At 42.2% G+C, this 18,879-nt stretch carries 14 protein-coding genes and 1 pseudogene; 10 read left to right on the forward strand and 5 right to left on the reverse strand.

What is annotated here, in order from left to right:
* The 3 genes from DI392_RS06195 to DI392_RS06210 form a co-directional block, all read left to right on the forward strand.
* Window positions 1–201: transposase (locus DI392_RS06195; protein WP_425445683.1), on the forward strand; the 201-nt coding region annotated here is incomplete at its 5' end.
* A gap of 392 nt (window positions 202–593) precedes the next feature.
* Window positions 594–2,759 carry a catalase/peroxidase HPI gene (gene katG / locus DI392_RS06205; protein ID WP_109319045.1) on the forward strand — a complete coding sequence of 722 codons (2,166 nt, stop codon included), beginning with the start codon at window positions 594–596 and terminating at the stop codon, window positions 2,757–2,759.
* A gap of 76 nt (window positions 2,760–2,835) precedes the next feature.
* Window positions 2,836–3,708, forward strand: coding sequence for a peroxiredoxin (locus DI392_RS06210; protein ID WP_219930882.1), 873 nt, complete (start codon window positions 2,836–2,838; stop codon window positions 3,706–3,708).
* 82 nt (window positions 3,709–3,790) lie between these two features.
* Here the strand turns inward: DI392_RS06210 and DI392_RS06215 are convergent, their stop codons facing one another.
* Window positions 3,791–4,546, reverse strand: a complete 756-nt coding sequence (locus DI392_RS06215) for a class II glutamine amidotransferase (protein ID WP_109319047.1) — start codon at window positions 4,544–4,546, stop codon at window positions 3,791–3,793.
* Window positions 4,547–5,078: 532 nt separating this feature from the next.
* Here DI392_RS06215 and DI392_RS06220 point away from each other — a divergent pair.
* Window positions 5,079–5,441, forward strand: a complete 363-nt coding sequence (locus DI392_RS06220; RefSeq protein WP_245883973.1) for a Tn7 transposase TnsA N-terminal domain-containing protein — start codon at window positions 5,079–5,081, stop codon at window positions 5,439–5,441.
* A gap of 143 nt (window positions 5,442–5,584) precedes the next feature.
* Here the strand turns inward: DI392_RS06220 and ileS are convergent, their stop codons facing one another.
* From ileS to DI392_RS19735, 3 genes and pseudogenes are all read right to left on the reverse strand, one after another.
* A complete protein-coding gene (ileS, locus tag DI392_RS06225; RefSeq protein ID WP_109319048.1) occupies window positions 5,585–8,731 on the reverse strand; it encodes an isoleucine--tRNA ligase in 3,147 nt (1,048 codons plus the stop codon).
* Between the two features lie 650 nt (window positions 8,732–9,381).
* A complete protein-coding gene (locus DI392_RS06230; protein ID WP_109319049.1) occupies window positions 9,382–9,999 on the reverse strand; it encodes a LysE family translocator in 618 nt (205 codons plus the stop codon).
* A gap of 61 nt (window positions 10,000–10,060) precedes the next feature.
* A pseudogene (locus DI392_RS19735) lies at window positions 10,061–10,213 on the reverse strand (IS3 family transposase); the annotation flags it as partial.
* A gap of 369 nt (window positions 10,214–10,582) precedes the next feature.
* On the opposite strand from DI392_RS19735, the gene DI392_RS06235 reads away from it, so the two are divergent.
* From DI392_RS06235 to DI392_RS06260, 6 genes are all read left to right on the forward strand, one after another.
* The gene (locus DI392_RS06235; protein WP_109319050.1) at window positions 10,583–11,566 is read left to right on the forward strand and encodes a LacI family DNA-binding transcriptional regulator; all 984 of its coding nucleotides are present in this window, start codon (window positions 10,583–10,585) and stop codon (window positions 11,564–11,566) included.
* 13 nt (window positions 11,567–11,579) lie between these two features.
* A complete protein-coding gene (locus DI392_RS06240) occupies window positions 11,580–12,851 on the forward strand; it encodes an ABC transporter substrate-binding protein (RefSeq protein ID WP_109319051.1) in 1,272 nt (423 codons plus the stop codon).
* 215 nt (window positions 12,852–13,066) lie between these two features.
* A complete protein-coding gene (locus DI392_RS06245) occupies window positions 13,067–13,816 on the forward strand; it encodes a carbohydrate ABC transporter permease (RefSeq protein ID WP_219930883.1) in 750 nt (249 codons plus the stop codon).
* An 8-nt stretch (window positions 13,817–13,824) separates the two neighbouring features.
* Window positions 13,825–14,649 carry a carbohydrate ABC transporter permease gene (locus DI392_RS06250; protein ID WP_109319053.1) on the forward strand — a complete coding sequence of 275 codons (825 nt, stop codon included), beginning with the start codon at window positions 13,825–13,827 and terminating at the stop codon, window positions 14,647–14,649.
* A gap of 4 nt (window positions 14,650–14,653) precedes the next feature.
* Entirely contained in the window at window positions 14,654–16,084 is a 1,431-nt protein-coding gene (locus tag DI392_RS06255) for a glycoside hydrolase family 32 protein (protein WP_109319054.1), read from the forward strand.
* A gap of 11 nt (window positions 16,085–16,095) precedes the next feature.
* A complete protein-coding gene (locus DI392_RS06260) occupies window positions 16,096–17,187 on the forward strand; it encodes an ABC transporter ATP-binding protein (RefSeq protein ID WP_109319055.1) in 1,092 nt (363 codons plus the stop codon).
* Window positions 17,188–17,637: 450 nt separating this feature from the next.
* Here DI392_RS06260 and DI392_RS06265 read toward each other — a convergent pair whose 3' ends face one another.
* Window positions 17,638–18,864, reverse strand: coding sequence for a DEAD/DEAH box helicase (locus tag DI392_RS06265; protein WP_109319056.1), 1,227 nt, complete (start codon window positions 18,862–18,864; stop codon window positions 17,638–17,640).
* Window positions 18,865–18,879 lie beyond the last annotated feature (15 nt).

The following is an 18,879-nucleotide window of genomic DNA, read 5'->3' on the forward strand; positions in this document are numbered from 1 at the left end:
CAACACTACGTGCTGGATGTGGTTTTCAAAGAAGATGACTCAAGGATCATGTTAGAAGGAGCGGTAGAAAATATCGCTCTGTTCAGACGGTTTGTTATGAACATGCTGAAGCAGTGCCACTGTGGTGCCCCAAGTCAGCGAAACAAGTTGAAAAAAGCTGGCTGGAGCGATGATTACCGGGCCCAGGTTTTCTTTGGTTAAGAACTGAGCAAAGTATGCTCCCGCCCTGATGTAACCGGAGAAGAAGCCAAAAATTGATAACACTATACGTTATCTGGGGATTGAAATTGAAGATGCATTAAAGTTATCAGTCGAAACTGATAGCTGAAAAGCAATGAAATAAATCATGATGTGGTAGTTTTCAATTTCAATTAACTGTTGTCTGATACAAAATTACCTCATCATAATATTGAGTATCAATATTCGGTTTATTTTGGTGTATTCCCTTTAATGTCATATGTCCGTAGTTTTCTATAACAATTCCCTTCTTTTATCTGGCTTAGTCTACTCTTGTTATAGGCAACCTCGATAGTTCATAGCAGTAACTATCAATTTTTCACCCATAGTCATTTCTAAAAACAAAGGATAATTTCATGGGAAATCAAGAAAATAGTTCCGGTGGGAAATGCCCTATTATGCATGGTGGTATGACATCCGGAGATAAATCAGTTATGGATTGGTGGCCGAAGTCACTCAATCTGGACATTCTTCATCAACATGATACCAAGACCAATCCTCTGGCACCCGATTTTAATTATCGGGATGAGCTGGCAACACTCGATGTGACTGCGTTGAAAAACGATCTTAAGGCCTTGATGACAGACAGTCAGGAGTGGTGGCCAGCGGACTGGGGACATTACGGTGGTTTAATGATCCGTATGGCATGGCACTCTGCGGGTAGCTATCGAATTGCTGATGGTCGGGGGGGCGGTGGCACCGGTAATCAACGTTTTGCTCCGCTTAACTCATGGCCGGATAATGTTAATCTGGATAAAGCACGTCGGTTACTGTGGCCGATTAAGAAAAAATACGGTAATAAAATTAGCTGGGCTGACCTAATTATCCTGGCAGGAAATATGGCCTATGAGTCAATGGGATTAAAAACCTTTGGCTTTGCTTTTGGTCGGGAAGATATCTGGCATCCAGAAAAAGATACCTACTGGGGATCAGAAAAAGAATGGCTTGCCCCAAGTGGAGCCGATAATAGCCGTTACTCTGGTGAGCGCGATTTAGAAAATCCTCTGGCAGCCGTCATGATGGGATTAATTTATGTAAACCCAGAAGGTGTTGATGGTAATCCTGATCCGCTTAAAACGGCTCGGGATATGCGAGTTACGTTTGAGCGAATGGCAATGAACGATGAGGAAACCGTTGCATTGACAGCCGGGGGACATACGGTCGGCAAGTGTCACGGTAATGGGGATGCGGCGAATCTGGGTCCTGATCCTGAAGCTGCTGATCCGGAAGAGCAGGGACTTGGCTGGATAAACCATAAAACACGTGGTATTGGTCGGGATACGGTGAGTAGTGGGATTGAAGGCGCATGGACAACCCATCCGACTCAGTGGGATAACGGCTATTTCGGACTGCTGTTTAAATATGACTGGGAACTGAAAAAAAGTCCGGCTGGTGCATGGCAATGGGAGCCGATTAATATCGCACCGGAAGATAAGCCCGCTGATGTCGAAGATCCGTCCAGACACTATAATCCAATTATGACTGATGCGGATATGGCACTCAAAATGGATCCTGAGTTCCGCAAAATTGCAGAGAAGTTTTATAACGACCCTGCTTATTTCTCAGAAACCTTTGCCCGTGCCTGGTTCAAGCTGACTCATCGTGATTTAGGACCTAAATCTCGCTACATTGGTCCTGATATTCCTGCTGAAGACTTGATCTGGCAAGATCCTGTTCCAGCCGGAAAATCGGGTTACGATGTTGCTGCTGTTAAAGCAAAAATTGAATCCTGTGGTTTGAGTATTGCTGAAATGGTATCGACAGCCTGGGACAGTGCTCGTACATTCAGAGGCTCAGATTATCGGGGAGGAGCAAATGGTGCCCGGATTTGTCTTGCACCACAAAAAGACTGGGAAGGGAATGAGCCGGAGCGTCTAACAAAAGTTCTTTCAGTACTGGAAAAAATCTCAGCCGAGTTCGGTATCAGTGTCGCTGATACGATCGTTCTGGCAGGTAATGTCGGTGTCGAGCAGGCAGCAAAAGCTGCCGGGTTTGATATTGACGTTCCGTTTATGCCCGGTCGTGGTGACGCAACACAGGATATGACCGATGCTAAATCGTTTGAAGTGTTAGAACCATTAGCAGACGGATTCCGTAACTGGATGAAGAAAGATTATGTGGTTCAGCCAGAAGAGCTTCTTTTGGACAGAGCACAACTAATGCGTTTGACTGCTCCTGAAATGACCGTTCTTATCGGTGGTATGCGCGTAATGGGAACCAACTATGGCGGTACAGCATATGGTGTTCTGACCGATCATGTTGGTTCACTGACCAATGATTTTTTTGTCAACCTGACTGATATGGCATACACATGGAAACCTAAAAACCGTCATCTGTATGAAATTTGTGACCGAAAATTAGGAAAAGTAAAATGGGAAGCAACCCGGGTCGATTTAGTCTTTGGATCTAATTCTATTTTGCGAGCTTATGCTGAACTGTATGCACAGGACGACAATAAAGAAAAATTTGTTCGAGACTTTGTCACTGCGTGGACAAAAGTGATGAACTCAGATCGATTTTAACTGCCATAAATTCTTCATTTTGTAGAGGTCACCGAGGTGGCCTCTGTTCGTCTCTTTTGTTAATCAATAATTTTTTATGAACTTATGGTATTTATCTATTTTTGTGACTATATTATTAGCAAATGCTAATAATGAGCTGAATAACTGTAAAGGTTATGTTGTATATAGCGTCTTCATATTAGCATCTTTACAGAGGTTACTGTTTTATGTAGCTATCTCAGCATTGATATTAAGAGGTGTAGACATCATGGGATGTGATACGGGATTGACTCCCATTAAAAGTAAAAAAACAGAATCAACAGTTTCTAATGAGCCAGCAACGGAGAAGGTTAGTATGAGTTCAACTATGGTACGTCGCGAAATGCCAGAATTCACAATGGATGCGTTTGATGCAAAGACAGGTCATTTTACAACAGTTTCAAGCTCCGATTATAAAGGGAAATGGGCAGTAGTCTGTTTTTATCCTGCGGATTTTACCTTTGTGTGTCCGACAGAAATTGCAGCAATGAATGCAAAATATGATGAATTTCAGAAACTGAATACTGAAATTCTGGCTGTTTCCGTAGACTCAAAATTTTCACACAAACGCTTTGTTGAAACAGAGCCTCTGTTAAAAGGACTGCAACTGACTATTGGTGCCGATTCTAATCAGGAAGTGAGCAAGATGTTTGGAGTCTTAGTTGAAGAAGAAGGCGTAGCATTACGAGGTCGCTTCTTATTTAATCCAGACGGAATTTGTGTTGCACAGGAAGTACAGGCGGATTCTGTGGGCCGAAATGTGAATGAATTCTTACGTCAGGTTGAAGCATGGCAACATGCAACGAAGACTGGTGAAGTTTGTCCGGCAGGCTGGAGACCAGGTAAGAAAACCTTACCGGTTAATACTGACGCTGAGAAAATGGCAGGACATGTAGGTGATTACATTACTATCGATGAAATAATGAGTTAATATCACCCGACTGTGCGTAAAATCCATCTGTGTTTTTACAGATGGATTTTTGTATCTTAAGTTACCTTCTCGTATTTATTAATTATGGTTTGAGAAGTGTTCCTGAGTGAGCTATAAATAATTGTCCTGATGGGACTGGTTGCCAGTTTTCTTTAGTCAATGGAACACTAGAAAAGAGCACAACTTTTTGAGAATTTCCTTCTGCTTCATTGCATTGTCGAATTAAGCAATACATACCGGGAGGTTCAATTTTTCCATTAATCTGAATCCGTTTATTAGCAAAAGCGTAGAGATAATTGCCATCACTGTAGATAAAGTTCGCAGGTCCTAATTTTGCAAGCTTGGTGAATACCTGCGTAATGGTGTTAATTCTTTGAGCCAGAGTTGGAATACTGTTATGCCATAGTTCTTTTATATACGACATTAAATAATAGAATGCGTATTCGGAATCTGTTTCTCCGACAGGTTTATCACCTGAAAATATAATTTCTTCCCATATGTTTTTTAAGTCTCCATTATGAGCAAATACATGGCTGTGTCCTTGCAATTCACATACAAATGGCTGGGTATTTCGAAGAGCTATTTCACCAATGGTGGCTCGGCGGATATGACAAATTACGCATTGGGTTTTATGTTTATGATTCTCTAGATGTTCTAATCGTTTGCTGAATGCTGCTGCCTCAGATTCTTTATGAATAAGAGCTGTAGTCCCATCATATTCGGCAAGTCCCCATCCATCGCAATGATGTCCTGTTTTCCCTCCATGCTGGCTAAACTCATGTAATGAAGTTGCAGGTGAGGTTTTTATTAGGCTAGATATGGCACAAAGCTCACACATAATATATCTCTCGAATAATCACTAGTCTTATAAAAAGATGACTGAATTAGGTGATATTTTCAAAGTTGATTTGTACTACCAAAAAACTAGACAGTGAATTAAGCGATTTTTCAATACCTGAAGTTATTCATGAATTGCTAAATTAGCAAAGTCGCTATCACGAATTTGTCCAAAATCTTCTTACGAGGCTGTGTTTGTATTGTTTGATTAGTTGAGTTGGTGTGGGAGGTGCTGTTCAGTTCAGCACAATAGTCTTGAATCTGTAAGTAGTTTTCTTTCACTAAATTCATCAAAAAATACTGAAGCATAAAATAGGACAGCTTATGCTTTTAATTTGGGACAATATATGCTTTTACAGTGTTGCTAATCGATTGATCATTAGAAGGGTGCTAGGACAACTTATGCTTTCAGCGACAATCTTGTCGCTGAAACCATAAAGCGTCCCAAAAAAAACCATAAAATGTCCCAATAAAACCCATAAAGTGCCCTAAACTTATTTTGGTTGTTTTTTTACAACGAAAAAGGACAGATTATGTACGTTCGCAATCTTCGAAAACCTTCAGCAAATAAAAACGTTTATAAGTTTGTTAGTGTAAAAAATGGCTGCACCATCATGTGCGAAGGCTCATTGGAATATGATTGTTGCTACTATTTAGAATATTCGGATGATGTTGTTCGTTACCAGTCACAGCCGAAAGGTTACCGTTTTCCTTATCAAGGTAAAGAACATCCATACACACCTGATTTTTTAGTCCATAAGAAAGATGGAACGTCTTATCTCCTCGAAGTAAAACCACTATCAAAAACATTTAGCTCCGGATTCCAAGATATGTTTCGCCAAAAACAAACCCAAGCTGCCCCAAACCTTCTTAGCCCCAACGAACTGACCACCTAGCCAGTACAGCAGTAGACCAAATTAATCTAATCTGTACTTTGGGAACTTATACAGAACCTTTCCGTAGTTCTACCCCGAAATTCTCTATCGATTCATTGAAAGGCGGCGTTATTGCAAACGCCGCACTTTTCCGGTTGTAGACGCTAGTCAACTTTGATTTTTGCGACTGAAATACTGACTGCTCCCATCTCTAAAACGTACTGTTCACCTGTATTTGTAGGTAACTGAAAATCCACATGTGTAGCTAAAGTCTCTGCCTGCAAATATCTTAAGTACTTTTCTATCCAATTTCTTACGTGATCTGATGTGTTCATAGACACCGAAATCTTATCCGTCACACCAAAACCGGAGGACTTTCTCAGTTTCTGAATACGGCTCACAACTTCTCGAATCATCCCTTCTGCAACCAACTCTTCTGTGAGGTTAGGTTCAAACTCCATAGAGATATAACGGTTAGAAACCGCGTTTACCCCCTCCTTCGCCTTTCTGTAGATGACAATGTCTTCTTCTGAAAAACGTTGTCCATCAATTTCCAGAAACCCAACTTGCTGAAGTTGATCAATATCAGTCGGTGCAAGGTTAGCAATCAGATTGGCATAGTGTTTCATTTGCTGACCCAGACGTTTTCCCAGTACTGGAAAGTTTGCCTTCGCGTAAAGGTCGATAAATTTTCCTTCCTCTGTACTAAAACTTAAGGACTTAAAGTTAAGCTCCGCTTTTATGTAATCAGACAAACGTCGAATGTCATCCAGCACTGTTTTATCTCGGTGCAGCACCGTTGACTGGCTCAAAGGTGTTTTTAGCTTTACTTTAATATCATTTCTCATTTGTCGGCCCATGATGATCAAATGTTGAAAACTCTGAACACTTGTCTCGAGATTGGGCACCCTGAGCTCCTCGATTGTTTGAGGATAACGACGCAAATGCACCGACAATGGTCGCTGCGCATTCTCGTCATACTCTTTAAGCTGTTGATAAATGAACTCCGACAAGAAAGGGGCAAACGGTGCCATTAACGTCGTAAACGTGTCTAGACAATAATAAAGGGTGGCGTAAGCGCTTTCCTTGTCCTTATTCATTTCAGGTTGCCAGTAACGCGAACGGTTCAGACGAATATACCAGTTGGTTAAATCTTCCAAAAACTCAAACAAAGGTGGTACCACTTCATACAAATGGTACGCCTGCATTTCAGCGTTCACTTTTTCTTTCAAACTTTCCAAACGAGAAACAATCCACTGATCAAGTACGTTGTTTCTCGGCGCGGAGCCTTCGACTTTCCATCCGTCGATATCAGCATAGGTTTTAAAGAACTTAAATCCGTTATACCAAGGGAGCAGTACCTGTCTCACCATTTCCTGAACGCCTTTATCAGAAAATTTCTGTTCCTCGGCTTTTACCAGACCAGAATTGATCAGGTACAATCGCAACGCATCGGCACCGTACTGTTCCATTAGGATATCGGGAGCTGTGTAGTTTTTTAGCCGTTTAGACATTTTCTTACCGTCTTCCGCCATCACAATGCCGTTAACAATGACATTGGTGAAAGCGGGTTTACCGAACAGGCACTCGCTCAACACTTGTAAGGTATAGAACCATCCTCGAGTCTGATCTACCCCTTCAGCGATAAACGATGCAGGAAAACTTGCTTCAAACTCTTGCTTGTTCTCGAATGGATAATGAACCTGCGCATAGGGCATTGAGCCTGACTCAAACCAACAGTCAAAGACTTCCGGTATCCTACGATACACACCATCCTCTCCGGCTAAAGTAAAAGTTAAATGGTCGATATGATCCCTATGCAAGTCTTCAATTTGAGCCCCGGTTAAAGACGTCAGCTCTTCGATAGATCCGACACAGTATGGTTTTTCTGTAACATCATTTATCCAGATAGGCAGTGGCGTCCCCCAGTATCGATTTCTTGAAACCGCCCAATCAATCGCATTTTCCAGCCATTTGCCCATTCGACCCTGTTGGATATGTTCTGGCACCCATTTGATTTGGTGGTTGTTTTCAACAAGTTTGCCTCTCAGTTGGGTTACACCGATATACCATGAAGGCACCGTTCGATAGATGATTGGCGTATCAGAGCGAGGGCAAAAGGGATAACTGTGCATTAACGTGTCATGCCGATACAACAGCCCTCGTTCCTTAATGGCCTGAATTATCGATTTATCAGCATCTTTCACATAAACGTTGGCAAAATCACTCACTTCCCCAGTAAAGCGACCTCGGCTATCCAGCGGACACACACTAGCCTCGACACCGTTTTCACGGCATACTCGTTGATCTTCCTCACCAAAAGCGGGGGCGATATGGACAATACCGGTACCACTTTCCTGCGATACAAAAGTATCCGCGAGGACTTTAAACGCACCTTTAGCTTTGTGCTGTACAAAGTAAGGAAAGATAGGCGTATAGGATTTACCTGCAAGATCTGAACCCTTAGTGGTAGCGAGCACTTCGACTGAATGTCCTTTAGAAAAACTCTCTAATAACTCTTTAGCAATCCAAAACTTTTTACCTACAGACTGGTCGAACACCTTAACGTAATCAAAGTCAGGATTTACGCAGAGAGCAAGATTTGAAGGTAAGGTCCAAGGTGTTGTCGTCCATGCTGCGAGATAACCATCTTCGTCTTCTAGTTTAAACAGTACCGAAATTGCGGGGTCTTGCACATCTTTGTAGTTCGATGTTGCCTCAAAGTTTGATAACACGGTTTCGAGTTCTGTTGAGTAGGCGACAACCTTTTCCCCCTTATAAACCAAACCTTTATCCCACAGCTGCTTAAACACCCACCATACGGATTCCATATACCAGGGTTCCAGAGTTCGATAGTCATTATCGAAATCTACCCAACGGCCCAGGCGGGTTATTGTTTTCTCCCACTCCTGTGTATACCGTTGAACGATACCACGGCATTCGTCGTTATATTTAGCGATACCAAACTTCTCTACCGCTTCCTTAGCCGACATCCCCAATGATTTGTCTATCTCATGCTCGATAGGAAGACCATGACAATCCCAGCCAAATCGCCTTTCAACGTAATGTCCAAGCATGGTTTGATAGCGAGGGATGATGTCTTTGATAGTGGAAGCAACTAAATGGCCGTGGTGGGGTAACCCTGTAGCAAAGGGAGGACCATCGTAAAATACGAACTTAGGTTTATCTTTTGACTGCTCCAGAGATGCCTGGAATACGCTGTGCGTTTCCCAGAATTGCAACATGTCATGTTCAGCATCCACAAAAGAAAAACTTGTTGATGGAGATGCCTGTTTTTGTTTAGAACTCATATTTACCTCTTAACTTAAGATCCTAAGAGGTAAGTACAAAAAACCCGCCTCTTAGGCGGGTCTTAAAATTTAGTTGCACTAACTATCCCACCATTTCTTAAGAAATGATGATAATAATTCGTTGGAAGTTAGGCGTCATATTCATAAATACAGGTTCGCACTTGCCGCTTTGTTTGTCAATCAGTGTATAAGTGAATTGGTCCACATTCATGTCTGTTTAGCGCATGGTTTGCAATATCAGAGGTGAACCGAACAGTCAGATTGTTTTTAGTTTGTAACTCGGTTTTGTCCAACTTCGCGTTACAACACCGATCAATGACATGTGATCACCAAGTGATTCTGTCGTACCTTAATTACTAACTGATTTCGAAAAGGGGATTGGTTTTTCGGCTTAAGAATGTAAGAAACTTTCTGACATGATTTTTTGTGTCAGCAGAAATTTGTTAAGTTTTCTTTCATTCTTATGCTGCTATTTATTGCAACTGTAATTCTAACCTATTGATTTTGGATTGTGGTTTATACTGAATTATTTTGCACGTATCACCATCTGAAGCATTGAAAATTGACATAAATTTCAACAGAGGCTGACATAATCTGTGTTTAAGTTTACAACAGCGCCAAAATTTAACTATTGACGCCATAGTCTCTTGCTATGCCCGTTCTGTTAATGCCAACTTCAAGCCCATCGCCGCAAAACCACCTGCAAATATTTTTTGAATAACCAGAGCTGCTTTTTCTGAGCGTACAATTAATTCACTAAACGTACTGGCCATAACGCCATAAACAATAAATATACAAAGTGTCATTAACATAAATACCGCGCCAAGGATTAACATACTAAACAGTGGTTGCTCTGATTGTGGTGAAACAAATTGGGGGAGAAATGCTAAAAAGAAAATCGATAACTTGGGATTCAGGATGTTGATTAAAAAACCTTTTAACGCAATATCTCTGAGTTTTGTTTTTGTCTGCTTTTCGTCCAGTGACAAGGGTGATGACGTTCTCCACATCGTCCACGCCAGATAGAGTAAGTAAGCTGAGCCACAATATTTGACGACCTGAAATACCAACGCACTAGTATGAAAAATTGCCGCCAACCCAAACACACTTGCCAAAAGTGAAGGAACAATACCAAATGTACAACCCATCGCCGCAAATACGCTAGCTTGCCTGCTATTGAACAGCCCTGTAGCAACGGTAAACAATACTCCAGTACCGGGTATCAGGACGACCACAAGAGAAGTAATTAAAAATTCTATTGAAACCATAAGGATACCTAACCTCCAATTAGGGCATAACACTCAATTATATGAACTTACTGCAATATATTCAGAAGGGTTCTATCCCGTTTAGTAAAGACGTAAACTGACGCTCTTGACTCGTTAGTCTACGTTGTATTCCTGGGTTATGGAACCGTTCAATGTAGTCAAGAATATTGGCCCTGGTTTCGTCTCTTGTGCGGTATTGCCGATAATTGACACGAAATCAAGAAATCTCTTCGTACCTCTAACAAATCACTGGCTGAACTCTCATTTACCGATTTTCCTAATCAGTTCGTTATGTAGTGTAACAAATCAAACTATAGGTGTTTGGTTGTGTATGTTTTTCCGCTTTTTTGTAACTAATTGATTATTAATTTGTTTATGATGAAGTTGCCTGTTTTTTACAACCAGTGGGTAAAGATCATTAACTAAATTTGATGTCAGAAAATGTAATAAATTATGAAACATACATCACAGATTCTAATAAATTGATGAGTTTCATTCCGAATAAAACCTAATTTTCGATTCTGGATCTTCTATGTGAATAGTGTGTGAATATAATCAAAACCAACTGAACGAGGTAAGAGATATGGAAACAGTTCAAGATATTGCAAATTTCGCCGGAGTGTCGACTGCAACCGTGTCGAGAGTATTGAATAAGTCTGAGGCCGTTTCTCCTGAAACTGTCGCAAAAGTGAATGAAGCGATAAAAGAGCTTAAATATGAACGCAAAGCACTAAAGCGAAAACGTACTGATTTATTTGGAATTATAGTGCCGGATATCACTAATCCGTTTTTTGCTGAATTACTTGATGTTATAGAAAGAGAGGCGTTCTTTCATGGTCGGTGTGTGCTTTTTTTCAACAGCAGACACAATACAAAACAAGAAAAACTCTATCTGAATGAGTGCCTGAATCATGAAGTCGATGGTGTTTTTCTTATCCCAACTTGTATGGATGAAGCCTACTTAAATGAGATTAAGAAATATAAATTTCCGACCATTATGCTAACGAGATCTACGGAGATTATTCCTTCAGTATCAGTGGATCATGCTGAAGGGGGAAAATTAGTGGCAGAGCATCTGATTTCCATCGGACATACAAAAATTGGCTACGTAGGACCAATAAATCATCAGGAAGATAAGTTAACGGGTTTTTCATCGGTATTAGAAGAAAAAAAAGAGCCTATTCGTAGAGAGTTTATGTTTGATTGCTGCGCCTCTCCTGAGAAAAGTGAACTGAAACAGTTTATTCAAAGCCTCGTAGATAAGGACGGGCAGCCCAAGGTCAGCGCTATTAACTGTACGAATGATGTGACTGCTGAAAAAGTACAAAACATTCTTTACTCATTAAACATTAACGTTCCGGAACAAATTGCTGTGATCGGGTTTGATAACTCTTTAACCGCAAAAACCTTAGACATGACTAGTATTTCTCAGCCCATGCGTGAAATAGCCCATCTTGGGTTTGAACAAATGCTGGAATGTATTAAGGAAGCAGAAAAACAAAAAACTTACCCCCCGAAAGTGCTGCTGCCAAGGCTTGTGCTAAGAAACAGCGTGCTAAAACACTAAAAAGGAATAAAGGATGAACGTGAAACCTCTACCGCTTATTACTGCCATTATCGGTGCCTCACTCTCTGGAAGTGTCTTCGCAAAAGAGATTACTGCGTGGGTGATTGATGCTGAAATAGAAAGACCCTTCTTTGTTCAACTTGAGGAACAATTCAACCAAGCCTACGCTGGTGACGACGTCAGCGTAAAAATAAAACCGATTCCGGGTTATAACGACGCCATTCAAGCCGCATGGATGTCTCAGGATATGCCCGATATTATCATGATCGATGGCCCTAATATGGCTAACTATGTCTGGTCTGGCATGCTAAAACCTATTGACCAACTGGTGAGTCAGGAAACCATTGACCAAATCCTCCCGGGCCTGATTGCTCAGGGAACTTATAGCCCAACAAAACGTATCTATATGCTTGCTGCTGGTGATTCTTCGGTTGCCCTATGGGCGAATAAGAAGTATCTGGAGCAAGCTGGTGTTTCTATTCCAACAACCTTGGATGAAGCTTGGACATATGAGGAATTTACCTCTGTTTTAGAGAAACTGTCCAAAGTAGAGGGGGTGAAGTGGCCGCTGGATATGAAACTGAACTATGAAGGGGAATGGAATACCTATGGTTTTTACCCATGGGTTAAATCTGGTGGTGGCGATATTATCAATCAGAATAGTTGGACAGCGGACGGTACTATTAACTCAAAAGAATCCGTGGACACCCTGACGAAAGTACAAGATTGGGTGAAAAAAGGTTACATCGTGCCGCCAACAGCGGGTGACAACCGATTTTACGGTGACAAATCTGCGGCCATGTCGTGGGTCGGCAACTGGATGTGGCGACCTCATTCAGAGTCTCTGGGTGACGATCTTGTGTTGATTCCGGCTCCTAAATTTGGTGAAAAAACATACTCTCCAAACGGTAGTTGGGGCTGGGCTGTTCCATCAACCACAGACAACGACAAAGAAATTGCAACATTCCTGAATTTTGCTCTCTCTAAAGAGCAAGTGGCGAAATGGAGTCAATTCACAGGTTATATTCCTGCTCGTAAGGATGCGCTACCGTTAGCTCCTATGTATGCTGAAAATGGTCCAATGCGAATATTGGCAGAGCAGGCTCAGACCATTGCGTTAGTTCGACCTGTACACCCCGCCTATCCCGTTATTTCTGGCGAGTTTGGTAAAGCGGTTAAGAATATTCTCGATGGTGCTGATGTTGAAAAATCTCTGGACAGAGCTGCTCGAGTTATCGATAACGATATCGAAGATAATATGAATTACCCTCCATTTAATAAATAGACAATATTGAACTGCTTTAGCAGATATTTAATTTTAACCTAAATAGGTAGTCGTTAAGGCTACCTATTAAAAAACAAAATGGTTCCGCTATGCAAAGTTATAAGCGTTATTTGCCGGAAATTGGCATGCTTCTACCTGCAATAATTTTATTGTTAACATTTGTATTTATACCGTTTTTCTTATCAGGGTATTTTTCATTTACCAATGAAAAACTGATGCCTCGTCCTATTCCAACTCAATTACTGGGGTTTCGGAACTATGAAAGAGTGCTAACGGACCCTGAATTTTGGGAGTCGGTGATCAATACGCTGTATTTTGCTGTATGGGTTATTCCTATTCAGCTGAGTTTATCCCTTGGTTCAGCAATCCTTCTAAACAGCAAGATGAAAGCGGTTGGTTTTTTTCGAAGTATTACGATTTTACCGATGTTAACACCGATGACCGTCATTGTGACGATATGGGCGGCATTATTACAAACACCGGATGGTATGTTTAACGGTCTTTATCAGTGGCTCACTCAGTCACAGGACTATGTTGACTGGCTTGGTGATCCTGATATTGCCATGTTTTCCATTGTACTGCTCTCGGCATGGGCGACTTTTCCGTTTCAGATGCTCATTTATCTGGCAGGTTTGCAGGAAATTCCGGCCGACAGATATGAAGCTGCCTCCATTGATGGGTTCAGCAGTTGGAGCAAGTTCCGCTATATCACGCTGCCAGGACTAAGAAATACTAATATTTTTGTTGTCATTATTACCACTATTGGTGCGTTGAGCTTATTTACCCAAATCAACATGCTGACTCAGGGGGGGCCTAATGGCTCGACCATGACCATTATTCAATACATGTTTGTGAATGGCTTTCAGGCTCAGAAAATTGGTTATGCCTCATCGGTGTCGGTCATTTTCTTTGTTGCTGTGGCAACGCTGGGATTAATTCAGCGTTATCTGATGAAAAATGAATAGAGGCAATTATGAAATTCTTTAAATATTTTATCGCTATTTTTCTTTGCTTGATTGTTCTTATTCCATTGATGATGACAGTGACGATCAGCCTTAATCCGAACAACACCGATATTATGGCGAATATGGGATCTTGGAAGAGTTTTGTACCAACCAGCTTCTCATTGGAGAATTTTAAGAAAGTCTGGAGTGATCCGTATCATCCGTTTGGCCGTTATTTGTTTAACACAGCGTTCATCACTACCGTCTCTCTGATTCTGTCTCTGGCTGTGAATTCGATGGCGGCTTTCGCTTTGGCATGGGGTGAAAGTAAATATAGAAAATACCTTCTGGGTGCGATTATTGCGGTTCTGGCTATTCCGGTAGAAAGCCTGGTTTTACCTCAGTTGCTGATAGTGAGTCGTGTGGGGCTTGTTGATACTTACCTAGTACAAATTTTGCCGGGCGTTGCCAATGCCTTCTTTATTTTCCTGTTCTATCAGTTTTTCAGCAAGCTGCCTAAAGATCTGATCGATGCAGCCAAAGTTGATGGTTTTAACCTGTTTAAAACCTTCTGGCATATCGGATTGCCGTCATCGGTTCCGGTTTGTGTCACGGTCGCCATATTGCACTTTCTGGCGATCTGGAACAGCTACTTATGGCCGATCATGGTCACTCGGGGGCCGGAGGTTCGTCCGCTTTCCGTTGCAATGTCGGCTTATTTTAGTGGCAACCAGACCCAATGGGGCAATGTGATGGCATTTGCTGTCTGTATGGCGGTTCCCGTGATTGTTTTCTTCCTGATTGTTCAGCGTCATTTTGTCGCAAGTATTACCGGCTCAGCAGTAAAAGGATAATGTAATGAAAATTATGAAAGACAAATTTACCCCCAATATTCATTTCAAAGCCCCCTTTGGCTGGCTTAATGATCCTAACGGGCTGGTGTACGCCAATGAGCAATGGCATCTTTTGTATCAGTTTCACCCGATGAGTAATATCTGGGGGCCGATGCATTGGGGCCACGCAGTGAGTGATGACCTGGTGAACTGGATTCATTGCCCGATTGCCATTGCACCGGATGAACAGGGGGCAATGTTCTCCGGGTCTGGAATTATCGATAAAAATAACGATTCAGGCCTTTTTGATGGTCCGTCGGACAATAACTTAGTCATTTTTTATACCGCCAGCCTCACTCAGGCAGAGCAGGATGATTTTCAGACTCAATGTCTGGCCTACAGTAACGATGGCGGGCTGTCCTGGACGAAGTATGAACATAACCCAGTGATCGCTAATCCGGGGTTGGCCTGCTATCGAGATCCAAAAGTGCTGTGGGTTGAAGAATCTCAGTCTTGGGTACTATTGATTACACATGGTCAATCGATAGGCATCTATAAATCCACCAATTTAACTCATTGGGAGCTTTGCTCTGAGTTTGGAGAAAGTGAGGGATTGCACACCAGTGGCCCATGGGAATGTCCGGACATGTATCCTCTTACCGCTGAGGATGGCATGACCAAATGGATCTTAGTGGTGGGCATCGGTGATGGTTGTGAGGCTTCCGGTTCGGGGACACAGTACTTTGTCGGTGATTTTGATGGGGAAACATTTATAAATAGCAACCCATCAGAGAAGGTGCTTTACCTGGACAACGGTAGAGACTACTACGCTACACAGAGTTGGTTTAACGCGCCAGACAATAAGCGTGTCGGTATTTCATGGATGAGTAACTGGAGGTATGCACGTGATACCGAAACGCAAACATTCCGCAGCATTATGACGTTACCTCGAGAGTATTCTCTGGTGACCAATAGTCACGGTGACTATGTGATCGCGCAGAGTTTTGCCAGCCAAGTGAACGAAAAATTTAATCAGGTATCAACATTGGCTGAGAGTGAAGTAAATGTTATTCAGCCACCGAGCAGTGTATACAAGCTGAAAGGGGAGCTGGATCTGAGTGAGGAGCAGACAGCAGAAATTACACTGTTTGGTGAAGATAAACCGCAAGTCACTATCGAATATGTGAATGGTGAGATTATGGTTTCAAGCGCAAGAAGCTATTTAGGTTTAAATGAAATACTGCAGAAGGAATTTCCCCACAACTATAGCTTTAGTCAGGAACATAATACTTCGTCTCTTGATGTCGAACTTATTGTGGATAATGGGTCAGTCGAGCTATTGGTATGCGGAGGAAGGGTCAGTATGACACAGCTCTATTTCCCTGAAAAACCAGAAGGGCAGGTTTCACTTTCTCATTGGCAGAATGTTCAGTTTTCCCCTTACTCACCTCAGTAATAGGTAACAAAATGGCAGAATTAAGACTCAGTAAAGTAAATAAATTTTTTGGCGATGTTCAGACTATTTTTGACGTTGATCTGGATATTAATGATGGTGAGTTCGTGGTGTTTGTCGGGCCATCAGGTTGTGGTAAATCCACACTATTACGCCTGATTGCAGGACTGGAGACGATTACAACAGGAGAGGTTCAGATCCGAGATCGTGTCGTTAACAAACTGGATCCGTCACAGCGAGGCATCTCTATGGTGTTTCAGTCCTACGCATTGTATCCGCATATGACGGTCAGACAGAACATGAGTATTGGTCTGAAAGTTTCCGGTACTCCCAAAGCAGAGATAGAACAAAAAGTTAATGAGGCCGCCAAAATCCTTCAGCTCGATGCTCTGATGGATCGAAAGCCTTCTCAGCTTTCGGGGGGGCAGCGACAGCGCGTCGCGATTGGCCGGGCTATTGTGCGCAACCCTGATGTCTTCTTGTTTGATGAGCCATTGTCTAATTTGGATGCAGAGCTTCGTGTGCAGATGCGACTGGAAATATCAGCGCTGCATGAACAGATTGGCAGCACTATGATTTATGTAACCCACGATCAGGTGGAAGCGATGACGATGGCCGATAAAATTGTGGTCCTCAAAGCGGGTAAAGTGGAGCAAGTTGGTACACCGATGCAACTTTATCACAACCCTGTCAATCAGTTTGTTGCCGGATTTATAGGTTCTCCGAAAATGAACTTTATTCCACTGACATTTGAAAACCAGTCGGGGCGTGAAGTCACACTGAAAACGGCGGATGGTGAGATAGTGCAGTTAACACTGCAAGATGACCGCCTGCTTGAAGATATTCCGATGTCGCTAGGTATTCGCCCTGAGCATATCTCTCTTGATAACCAACACTCGGTTGAGTTGAAGTTAACCGTCAATGCGGTAGAGCTATTAGGCGGAACAAGCTATGTGCATGCGAGTCAGGGGAAGTCGAAGGAGCTGATTATCGAAGTCAAATCTGATGATGTTCCTGAGCGTCACAGTGAGGCTACCTTCTCTTTCTGCCCAACGAAGTGTCATCTGTTCGACCATCTTGGTAAAACGATACCAACAATTCGTTAATTTTCGAATCAGAAGAGACTGAGTATCCAGTTGAAAGTGTTAGCCGACTCTCTACAAAGTCGGTTAGCCACTCAAGAAGAGTGATACTTAAATGCCGCCGAGGCGGCATGATTTATTTCGAGTTTAAGATGTAGGAAAGTTTTTTACGCTGCATTTGGGTTAAAGTAAAAATTTGCTAACTTAACTTATGCTGCAATTTTATGCTGTTATATATTGCAATCTTGACTGTAACTCATTGATCGTTCGTGCGCGGTTATGCTGACTTATATTGCACGTATCACCATCTTTGTCGCTGGAAGCATATCCTGCTGCAAACGACAGCAAAATAACTCAGCAAATTTGCACACTAAGTCAGCATAGACTACATTTTGTTGTAGGTTTACAACAAAGTTATAACGCTATGTATGACCGTCCATCTCATCAGATCGAGTATTAGTCAGTACAATTTAGTTATCGTTTGGGCTTGCTCTGAAATTGCTTGATACTTTTTTTCTTATTAGTTCTGCGATTAGCTTGTTTATCCCTCGGAGCACGCTTATTTTCACCAGTAGAGGGCTTGTCGGTTACAGGGAAGCCGTCCAGTTCATTTAACGGAAGTTTACGCTGGGTAGTTTTTCTGATTGCGGCCAGATATTCAGCCTCTCCATGGCAAACCAGAGAAATTGCGATTCCTTTCTGGCCAGCTCTCGCAGTACGACCGATTCGATGCACGTAAACTTCTGCGTTTGATGGCAGCTCAAAGTTTATCACTACCGGTAAATTTTCCACATGGATACCACGAGCTAGCAAATCAGTTGCGATAAGAACATTCGCTTTTTGTTCTTTAAACAGATTGAGAGTGGCCTCTCTTTCAACCTGATCTTTGTTTCCATGCAATGCTACAGTGGAAAGCCCCGCCTTGTTCAGTTTCTTACATAATGCATCAGCGTTATCTTTGGTTCCGATGAATACCAATACCTGATGCCAGTTGTTTCGCTTTATTTGGTCAATAAGCGCTTTGGTTTTACTACCTTTATTGACTAAATACAGTTCCTCTTTGATCGTTTCTGCTTTGCCTGCAGTTTCACGCGCCTTAATGAACACGGGGGCATTGAGTAAGGTTTTAGCCTTATTTTCGAGCTGCTCAGGGAAGGTGGCCGAGAACATTAGGGTCTGACGCTGTTCCGGTAGCATTTCAATAATGCGCTGAATGTCTGTCCAAAACCCCATATCCAACATTCTATCTGCTTCATCGAGAACCAACTTGCTTATATTTCTCGCATCGAACGTGTTTTCGCCTAACAGCTCAAGAAGTCGACCGGGTGTAGCGACAATAATTTCAGGACCGATAGCAAGTTCGGTTTTCTGCTGCTCTTTATCTAAGCCACCACAAATACAAACAGATTTTACATTTATGTTTTTAGATACCAAACAAAGCGCTTCATTGACCTGTGTCGCAAGCTCGCGAGTAGGGACGAGGATTAGAGCCTGGAAATGAGATGGTTTCTTTATTATCTGCTCTAAGAGAGGTAATCCATAAGCCAATGTTTTGCCGCTTCCTGTTTGAGCTATTGCAAGCACATCCTGTTGATTTAGTATCGCAGGAATGGCGAGTGTCTGAATTTCTGTTGGTACGCTAAACGTAGCGGGTAGGGCAGCAACTAATTGTTGACTTAGGGGGAGCTTAGTAAACGGCATAGTTTATGTCTTAGT

Source organism: Vibrio albus (genome assembly GCF_003144035.1).
Lineage (GTDB): Bacteria > Pseudomonadota > Gammaproteobacteria > Enterobacterales > Vibrionaceae > Vibrio > Vibrio albus.

Coding starts and splice junctions, on each gene's coding strand:
- katG (WP_109319045.1), top strand. CDS start 594: ATGGGAAATCAAGAAAATAGTTCCGGTGGGAAATGCCCTATTATGCAT.
- DI392_RS06210 (WP_219930882.1), top strand. CDS start 2,836: ATGAACTTATGGTATTTATCTATTTTTGTGACTATATTATTAGCAAAT.
- DI392_RS06215 (WP_109319047.1), bottom strand. CDS start 4,546: ATGTGTGAGCTTTGTGCCATATCTAGCCTAATAAAAACCTCACCTGCA.
- DI392_RS06220 (WP_245883973.1), top strand. CDS start 5,079: ATGTACGTTCGCAATCTTCGAAAACCTTCAGCAAATAAAAACGTTTAT.
- ileS (WP_109319048.1), bottom strand. CDS start 8,731: ATGAGTTCTAAACAAAAACAGGCATCTCCATCAACAAGTTTTTCTTTT.
- DI392_RS06230 (WP_109319049.1), bottom strand. CDS start 9,999: ATGGTTTCAATAGAATTTTTAATTACTTCTCTTGTGGTCGTCCTGATA.
- DI392_RS06235 (WP_109319050.1), top strand. CDS start 10,583: ATGGAAACAGTTCAAGATATTGCAAATTTCGCCGGAGTGTCGACTGCA.
- DI392_RS06240 (WP_109319051.1), top strand. CDS start 11,580: ATGAACGTGAAACCTCTACCGCTTATTACTGCCATTATCGGTGCCTCA.
- DI392_RS06245 (WP_219930883.1), top strand. CDS start 13,067: ATGCCTCGTCCTATTCCAACTCAATTACTGGGGTTTCGGAACTATGAA.
- DI392_RS06250 (WP_109319053.1), top strand. CDS start 13,825: ATGAAATTCTTTAAATATTTTATCGCTATTTTTCTTTGCTTGATTGTT.
- DI392_RS06255 (WP_109319054.1), top strand. CDS start 14,654: ATGAAAATTATGAAAGACAAATTTACCCCCAATATTCATTTCAAAGCC.
- DI392_RS06260 (WP_109319055.1), top strand. CDS start 16,096: ATGGCAGAATTAAGACTCAGTAAAGTAAATAAATTTTTTGGCGATGTT.
- DI392_RS06265 (WP_109319056.1), bottom strand. CDS start 18,864: ATGCCGTTTACTAAGCTCCCCCTAAGTCAACAATTAGTTGCTGCCCTA.